The organism is Neorhizobium sp. SHOUNA12A (assembly GCF_023006505.1).
Classification (GTDB): domain Bacteria; phylum Pseudomonadota; class Alphaproteobacteria; order Rhizobiales; family Rhizobiaceae; genus Neorhizobium.
The window spans coordinates 1-542 of the sequence record NZ_JALBGV010000206.1; the positions used below are offsets into that span (position 1 = coordinate 1).

Here is a 542-nt window from a genome sequence, read left to right on the forward strand (position 1 = left end):
CGGCCGGCCCGCCGTGGTCGGGTCGAAGCGGGCGATGACGGTCTTTGGCGCCAGCAGGTTGACGGCGGTGAAACCGTCCTCGGTGCCGTAAAGACCCGGCGGATGGTCGAAACTCGCGACCGGCACCTGGTTTGCGGCGATCGCGATCGGACGGGCCGTGCCGGTTTCGGTGGTGAGGACGCCGTCGGCGGTGAGCAGCCGATAGGGCGCGAGTGTCGCAGCGGCTCCCTCTGCTGCCGCGCCGGACGCGGCACCACCGGCGCGGGCGAGTTGGACCAGGCGGCGGAGCATCTCGACGAAATTGCCTGACAGCGGCAGGTTCGACCAGGTCGCCTCGGCGCTCGTATGGAACAGCACGATGCGGCCGGCTTCGACTTCCTTTTCGGTGACGAGAGGTGTGCCGTCGGAAAGGCTTGCCCAGGTGCGTTCGGCAAGGTCCGGCGTCGGTTCGGCGAGAACCTGGCGGGTGACGGTGATGTCCGCGGCGCGCGGCATGCCGGCGAAGGGGCCGAAACTCGGGAAATCGGCGAGCGACTGCGGCT

Annotated in this window: 1 pseudogene; it reads right to left on the reverse strand. The window is 69.6% G+C overall.

Annotated elements, in window-relative coordinates:
* Positions 1-542 (reverse strand): annotated as a pseudogene (locus tag MOV63_RS32500) (RNA-binding protein); the annotation flags it as partial.